The organism is Methylomagnum sp. (assembly GCF_054333355.1).
Map to the genome: position 1 here is coordinate 1 of NZ_JBTEKS010000225.1, position 7,422 is coordinate 7,422.

The window sequence follows — 7,422 nt, forward strand, 5'->3', positions numbered from 1 at the left end:
GTCTGTTCCAGGGCCACTTTGACGGCACCGACGATGCCGGACAGGGGTTCCTGCAAAGCTTCGAGGATTTCGTTGCTGTTGAGGACGAAGCTGCGCGGCACGCCTTCCGAGAGGTTGCGGCCCTTCACTTCGATTTCGCGGATTTCGCTGCCGGGGTAGGCCGCGCCGATTTCGTGCTTGATGCGCTCGGCGGTGGCCTCGCCGATGAGGGTGCCGTAGTTGCGGCGGACATAGTTCATGATGGCGTCGTCCAGCCGGTCGCCGCCGATGCGCACCGAGGCGGAATAGACGATGCCGTTGAGGGAGATGACCGCCACTTCCGAGGTGCCGCCGCCGATGTCGAGGACCATGGAGCCACGCGCCTCATCCACCGGCAGGCCCGCGCCCACCGCCGCCGCCATGGGTTCTTCGATCAGATACACTTCCCGCGCCCCGGCCCCGGCGGCGGATTCCTTGATGGCCCGCCGCTCCACCTGGGTGGAGCCGCAGGGCACGCAGACCAGGACGCGGGGGCTGGGGCGGAATAGCTTGTTGCGATGCACCTTATGTATGAAGTATTGGAGCATCTTCTCGGTGACGGTGAAGTCGGCGATGACGCCGTCCTTCAAGGGGCGGATGGCGGTGATGTTGCCCGGCGTCCGGCCTAGCATGGATTTGGCGGCGGACCCCACCGCCGCGATGGATTTTTGGCCCCGGTTGCGATCCTCGCGAATTGCCACCACCGAAGGCTCGTTGACCACAATGCCCTGGCCGCGAATGTAGATCAGCGTGTTGGCGGTTCCGAGGTCGATGGACAAATCGTTGGAAAAGAAACCCCGGAGGTGTTTGAAGAACATAGCGACCCTGGCTGTTAAGAAAATGGGATAATTTAACAAGCACTTACGGGTCCGGGCAAGCAATATGCCTGGGACTCCGATGGTCCGTTAAATAGGCAGATTTACGGAATGGCGGCTTTCTTGATTGTCAGATTGAGCGAGGCGATGTTCCGTTCGTGCATGGCCTTAAGGTCATTCGTTACAAAAGTATCTCAATTTTGGCAAGCTCTTGTTTCGCCGCACTGATCGTTCGACAGGCTCGGGACGGGCTTTGGTGCCTAGTAGCGAAGGGTGGCGCAATAATCAATTTTGCGTAAGACATGACCTAAGAAATTCCCGAATGCCTGTTTGCAGCCTGTTTCATCGGGCTGACCAAGGGCCGCTCTCCACGGCATTTTTCCCGCTTTTCCGATAAAATCCCCCCAGAATCATTGGCGAGAACCCATCATGTCCCTGACTACCGAAGATGTAAACAAAATTGCTTGGCTGGCTCGGCTGGCCATCGACCCGGATAAGGCCGAATCCTACGCCCGCGACTTGTCGGACATCCTGGATTTCGTCGAACAAATGAGCGCCGTGGACACATCCGAGGTGCCACCCATGGCCCATCCCATGGACCAGACCCAGCGCCTCCGCCCGGACGCCGTGGCCGAAGCCAACCAGCGGGACTGTTTCCAGGCCCACGCGCCGCTGACGGAGGGCGGGTTGTACTTGGTGCCCAAGGTCATCGAATAAATTCGGGATCGGTGGAGCCTCCTCGCCCCGCATCGCGTCTACAGGCGCTCCTACCGGCCAACCCATCCCACCTCTTACGGAATCTCCCGGAATTTGCCATGCACGAAAAAACCATCGCCGAATTGGCGCTCGGTCTTAGAAAAAAGGAATTCAGCAGCGTCGAACTGACGCAAGCCTTCCTGGCCCGGATCAAACAATATGATCCGGTCCTTAACTGCTTCGTCACCGTCACCGAGGCCGAAGCCCTGGCCCAGGCGCAGGCCGCCGACGCGGCAATCGCACGCGGCGAAGCTGGCCCCTTGACCGGCGTGCCTATCGCCCAGAAGGACATCTTTTGCACCCAGGGCGTCCGCACCTCCTGCGGCTCGAAGATGCTCGACAACTTCATCGCCCCCTACGACGCCACCGTGGTGGAGCGCTTCAAAGAGGCCGGGACGGTCATGCTGGGCAAGCTCAACATGGACGAGTTCGCCATGGGCTCGTCCAACGAGACCAGCTACTACGGCCCGGTCAAGAACCCGTGGGATACCGGCACGGTGCCGGGCGGCTCGTCCGGCGGTTCGGCCTCGGCGGTCGCGGCGCGGCTGGCGCCCGGCGCCACTGGCACCGACACCGGCGGCTCCATCCGCCAGCCTGCATCGTTCTGCGGCATCACGGGGCTAAAGCCCACTTACGGTTTGGTTTCCCGCTGGGGCATGATTGCTTTCGCTTCCAGCCTCGATCAGGGTGGCCCGATGGCCCGCACCGCCGAGGATTGCGCCCTGATGCTGCAAGCCATGGCGGGTTTCGATCCCAAGGATTCCACCAGCCTCGACCGCCCGGTGCCGGATTATTCCGCTGGTCTGAACAACAGCTTGGAAGGGTTGCGCATCGGCTTGCCGAAAGAGTTTTTCGGCGAGGGCTTGGACGCCGACATCGCCAAGCTCATTCACGAGGCGGTGGCCGAATACGAAAAGCTCGGCGCGACGGTGCGGGAAGTCTCGCTGCCCAATATGCACCTGTCGGCCCCGGCCTATTACGTCGTGGCTCCGGCGGAATGCTCCTCCAATCTGGCCCGCTTCGACGGCGTGCGCTTCGGCCATCGCTGCAAGGAGCCGAAAGACCTGAAAGACCTGTACATGCGCTCCCGTGGCGAAGGCTTCGGCGCGGAAGTCCAGCGGCGCATCCTCATCGGCACTTACGCGCTGTCCGCCGGTTACTACGACGCCTATTACCTCAAGGCCCAGCAAATCCGCCGTCTCATCAGCGACGATTTCAAACGCGCTTTCGCGGAAGTGGACGTCATCATGGGGCCGACTTCGCCATCGGTGGCGTTCCGCTTCGGCGAGAAGAGCGCCGACCCCATCGCCATGTACCTGTCCGACATCTACACCATCGCCGTGAATCTGGCCGGCTTGCCGGGCATGTCGGTTCCGGTGGGCTTCTCCAACAATCTGCCGGTGGGGATGCAGGTTATCGGCAATTATTTCTCCGAAGAGCGGCTGTTGAATCTGGCCCATCGCTATCAGGGGGTGACGGATTGGCATCGGCGGGCGCCGACCTTGTGATGTCGTGATGATTGATTTTCGCCACGTCGCCAACCGCTGCGCCGTGGCGGCGATTTAAACCGCCATGCCTCCCGAGCGCATCTACGAAATGCTTTGGGACTGCGCCTACTGCGGCGCGGCCAAGCTGCTGGGGAAAGGCCAGAAATTCTGCCCGCAGTGCGGCGCTCCGCAAGACCCGAAGACCCGCTACTTCCCCGCCGAAGACGACAAAGTCGAAGCCACCGGCCACCGCTACGAAGGTGCCGACAAGCTGTGCCCGGCCTGCCAATCGCCCAACGGCGCCCTGGCCGAATTCTGTGGGCGGTGCGGCGCCTCGCTGAGCGGCGCGAAAGAGGCCAGTCGGCTTACCGACCAAGTGCGGGCCGACGAGGCCAAATTCGCCGCCAGCCTCTCGCTACGCAAACAGGAGGAAGCCCAGCGGCGCAACCTCACCCCGGAACCCGTTATTTCCGCGAGGCCCGGACATCGCGGCAAATGGATTGCGCTCTTGGTGCTGGGACTCATCGGCTTGATCCTCGTCGGCCTGTTCTGGACCAAGGACGAAACGGTGACGCTCGCGGGCCAGCATTGGCGGCAGGAAATCCAAATCGAGCGCTACGGCCCGGTGGCGGGATCCGCTTGGTGCGACCAAATGCCCTTCGGAGCCTACGGGGTGAGCCAGCATGCCGAAGTGCGTTCCCATCGGCAGGTGCCCGACGGTCAAGATTGCCAGACCCGGCGCATCGACCGGGGCGACGGCACCTTCGTGGAGCGGGAGGAATGCCAGACCCGCTACAGCAGTGAGCCAATTTATGACCAGCGCTGCGATTACCGCATCGACCGCTGGACGCCGTCCCGCTCGGCGGTGGCGGAAGGCAGCGACCTGAATCCCCGTTGGCCCGTCACTGGAATCACGGCACCGCGACTATGCCTGGGTTGCGAGCGGGAAGGACCGCGCTCGGCGGATTACGAATGGCTATTGCAAGGCGCGGGCGGCAAGCAATACCGCTGTTCGCTGCCCGTGGAACGCTGGCGGGCTGCTTCCCCTGGAAGCCGCTGGCAGCTTGAGGTCGGCGCGGTGGATGGACGGCCCCGCTGTGGCAGCTTGAAACCGGCTGGCTAGAGCCTTGCGACGCTGTTGGCCGGGGTGACAGGCGGGCTTTCGATGGGAGTTTTAGGTTTCTGGTGATGCAACGTAATGATTCTATGACCCCCGGCACGCTAAAATCCCCTCCCATAATTATTGGGAATAGGCGGACAGTGTGAAACTCGTCGGGATAATGATTCTAGGAGCGGCGGCGCTTGGCCCCGTCGTCGCGACGGCGGCTGCGTCAGCCGAAGCGGTCATGGTCGATTCCGTATCGCCGGAAATTGAAGAACCCGAGGAGCCACCCCAGGCCGGGCCGGCATTCAACGCCGAACAGTTGCGCCGCCTGGGTGAATTACGGGCTTGGCTGGCGCGGCGGCGAGTGCAGCGGGACCGGAGCCTGCCCCTGACGCCGGAACTGAATCGGGCGCGCAATATGACGGTGTACTCGGATCGGCAATTGCTCACACCCTTGGGCCAGCGCTACGCCGTGGGTTTCCAAAGCCGCCGGAACGAGCCAGGCTCGCCGCCTATGAATCAAGGCAATCCAGTCTTGCATATTGGCCGTGGGGCCGACGGGCGGATTCATCACCGTTACGTATTCAGCGACGCCGAACAGGAGGCCAACCCGCCGCCGGTTTATGCCGCCGATGTTCCGAGCGGTCGGACCTCTCCCCGGCAGAGCTTGCCGAAAGGCACCGGCACCATCCAATCGGGCCAGCGCATCATGCGGATTTGGACCCCCGAACCCGCCGACCAACGCGCCGCGCCGCGCTTGGAATACGAGTTGCCGGATCAAAGACGCTAATCCCCCGCCCGCAACCGCTCCCAATACTCCGAGTACACCGTGATGGCATCGCCAATATCCACGGTGTATTCGCCCTTCTCCAGCAATTCATCCGGCGGATAAATCGTCGGATTGTCCCGCACGGCGGCGGGCAACAGCTTCACCGCCGCCGCATTGGGCGAGGAATAACCCAGCTTCTCGGCGATGATCTTCGCCACCTCGGGCCGCAGCAGAAAGTCGATCAGCTTGTGGGCACCGTCCGGGTTGGCCGCGCCCTTGGGGATGACTAGATTATCCATCCACAGCATGACGCCTTCCTTCGGGTAGACGTAGCGGAAGCCGGGGTCTTCCGCTTGGGCCCGGTAGGCGTTGCCATTCCAGGCCAGCCCCACATCCACCTCGCCCGTCACGTACAGCACCAGCGGCGAATCCGAGTTGAACAAGCGCACATTGGGCATAAGTTGCCGGAGCTTTTCGTAGGCTAGTCGGAGTTGGCCGGGATCGGTGCTGTTGCCGGAATAGCCCAGCGCCCGCAGGCCGACGAAGAAGACTTCCCGCACATCGTTGGGCAATAGCAGGTTGCGCTTGAATTCCGGTCGCCACAAATCGGCCCAGGACTGGACTTTGGCCGGGTCGATTTTGCCCGCGTTGACCACGATGCCGGTGCTGCCCCACATGTACGGCAGGCTGTAGGCATTGCCCGGATCGAAAGACTTATTGAGCAAGCGGGCGTCGAGGTTCTTGAGGCCGGGCAACTTGGCCCGATCCAGCGGCAGCAGCAAACTTTCCTTGCGCAGCTTGTCCACATAGTAGGTGGACGGCACGGCCAAGTCGTAACCCTCACCCCGCAATAGCTTGAGCTTGGCGTACATGGCCTCGTTGCTGTCATAGGTGGAATAGCGCACCCGGATGCCGGTCTCCGCCGTGAACTGTTCCAGCAGCTCCTCCGGCAGGTAGTCGGACCAGTTGTAGAAGCGGATTTCGGGTGGCTCGGCGTGGGCGAGCGAGGCTGCGAAAACCAAAGCCAGTGGCCACCAGCATTTAAAGCGATGTCGGATTGAGAGTACGGTGGTGGGAGTGGGCTTTAGCCCACGATCAAGCTCGGCTGTCGTGGGCTGAAGCCCGCTCCCACCACTGCCGCCGTACATAGGAGATGAAAACGCTCTAATCATCGCCGCCCCCTCCCCAGCAACACCTGCGAAGCCGATACCAGCACCAGCGACACAACAAACAACAGGGTTGCCAACGCATTGACCTCCGGCTTCACGCCCATCCGTACCATGGAGTAAATCCGCAGCGGCAGCACCTCGAAGCCCGGCCCAGTGACGAAAAAGCTCACCACCACATCATCCAGCGACAGGGTGAAGCTCAACAGCCAGCCCGCCGCGATGGCCGGTAAAGCCATGGGCAGAATGACATGCCACACCGCTTGAAGCTCGCTGGCACCCAAATCCTGCGCCGCCTCCACCAGCCGGGCGTCGAAATCTTTCAACCGGGACAGCACCGTTACGGTGACGAAGGGCAGGCAGAATGTGATGTGGGCCAGCAGCAGCGACCAGAAGCCCAGCGGCAGCCGCACCGCGATGAACAGCACCAGCAGCGCCACGCCCATCACGATGTCCGGCGACATGAGCGTGACGAACAGCAAGCCCTGCACGAAGCCCCGCCCGCGAAAGTCCGGGCGTTGCAGGCCGATGGCGCCCAGCGTGCCGATGACGGTTCCGAGCGTCGCCGCCAGCGCCGCGACCAGTAGGGAATTGAGCGCCGCGTCCAGCAGCGCGTCGTCCGCCGCGAGGTTGCGATACCAGTCCAAGGTCGCGCCCTCCCAGCGGATGCCGTACTTGGAGGCGTTGAAGGAATAGGCCACCAGCACCGCCATGGGCAGGTAGAGGAAGCCGTACACCAGCCACAGATAAAGCCGTTTCGGATCAAGCATCGAAGTCCTCGCCGGGGGCCAGCCGCCGCCGAATCAGGCTATAGGCGCCTAAAAACAAGCACAGCAGGGCAATCACTATCAGGCTGGCGGCGGCACCGAACGGCCAATCGCGGGCGTCGAGGAATTGATCCTTGAGGAAATTCCCCACCAGCAAATCGCGGGCACCACCCAGCACATCGCTGACGTAGAACAGCCCCAAGGCGGGCAGGAACACCAGCAAACTCCCGGCGGCGATACCCGACGCGGTCAGCGGGATAATGACATGCCAGAACGTGGCGAGTCGGCCCGCGCCCAGGTCCGCCGCCGCTTCGATGAGCCGCCGGTCCAGTTTTTCGAAGCTGGAATACAGCGGCAGAATCATGAACGGCAACAGCACGTACACCAAGCCGATGGCGACGGCGGGTCCGGTGTAGAGCAGGCGCACCGGCTCGTCGATCAGGCCCACCGCCAACAGCAGGTTGTTCAGGACGCCCTTGGCGGCGAGAAGGCTGCGCATCGCATAGGTACGCACCAGGGAGTTGGTCCAAAACGGGATG

General features: G+C 62.5%; 8 protein-coding genes. 4 read left to right on the top strand and 4 right to left on the bottom strand.

The window, feature by feature from the left end; all coding sequences use genetic code 11:
• A partial coding sequence (locus ACXWUF_RS15395) for a rod shape-determining protein (protein WP_458495535.1) occupies positions 1-836 on the bottom strand: 836 nt, incomplete at its 3' end.
• Between the two features lie 426 nt (positions 837-1,262).
• Here ACXWUF_RS15395 and gatC point away from each other — a divergent pair.
• From gatC to ACXWUF_RS15415, 4 genes are all read left to right on the top strand, one after another.
• Positions 1,263-1,550 (top strand): Asp-tRNA(Asn)/Glu-tRNA(Gln) amidotransferase subunit GatC, encoded by a 288-nt coding sequence (gene gatC, locus ACXWUF_RS15400; RefSeq protein ID WP_458495536.1) that lies wholly within the window; start codon positions 1,263-1,265, stop codon positions 1,548-1,550.
• A 98-nt stretch (positions 1,551-1,648) separates the two neighbouring features.
• A complete protein-coding gene (gatA, locus tag ACXWUF_RS15405) occupies positions 1,649-3,097 on the top strand; it encodes an Asp-tRNA(Asn)/Glu-tRNA(Gln) amidotransferase subunit GatA (protein ID WP_458495537.1) in 1,449 nt (482 codons plus the stop codon).
• Between the two features lie 64 nt (positions 3,098-3,161).
• Entirely contained in the window at positions 3,162-4,199 is a 1,038-nt protein-coding gene (locus ACXWUF_RS15410) for a double zinc ribbon domain-containing protein (protein WP_458495538.1), read from the top strand.
• Positions 4,200-4,422: 223 nt separating this feature from the next.
• Positions 4,423-4,971 carry a hypothetical protein gene (locus tag ACXWUF_RS15415; protein WP_458495539.1) on the top strand — a complete coding sequence of 183 codons (549 nt, stop codon included), beginning with the start codon at positions 4,423-4,425 and terminating at the stop codon, positions 4,969-4,971.
• On the opposite strand, the gene ACXWUF_RS15420 is transcribed toward ACXWUF_RS15415, so the two are convergent.
• The 3 genes from ACXWUF_RS15420 to ACXWUF_RS15430 all read right to left on the bottom strand — a co-directional run.
• Positions 4,968-5,972: an extracellular solute-binding protein gene (locus tag ACXWUF_RS15420; RefSeq protein ID WP_458495540.1), complete on the bottom strand. Its 1,005-nt coding sequence runs from the start codon at positions 5,970-5,972 to the stop codon at positions 4,968-4,970. The two genes, ACXWUF_RS15415 and ACXWUF_RS15420, sit on opposite strands and share 4 nt — an antisense overlap.
• Positions 5,973-6,118: 146 nt before the next feature.
• Entirely contained in the window at positions 6,119-6,886 is a 768-nt protein-coding gene (gene potC, locus ACXWUF_RS15425) for a spermidine/putrescine ABC transporter permease PotC (protein ID WP_458495541.1), read from the bottom strand.
• Positions 6,879-7,422: ABC transporter permease subunit (locus ACXWUF_RS15430; RefSeq protein ID WP_458495542.1), on the bottom strand; the 544-nt coding region annotated here is incomplete at its 5' end. The genes potC and ACXWUF_RS15430, both read right to left, overlap by 8 nt.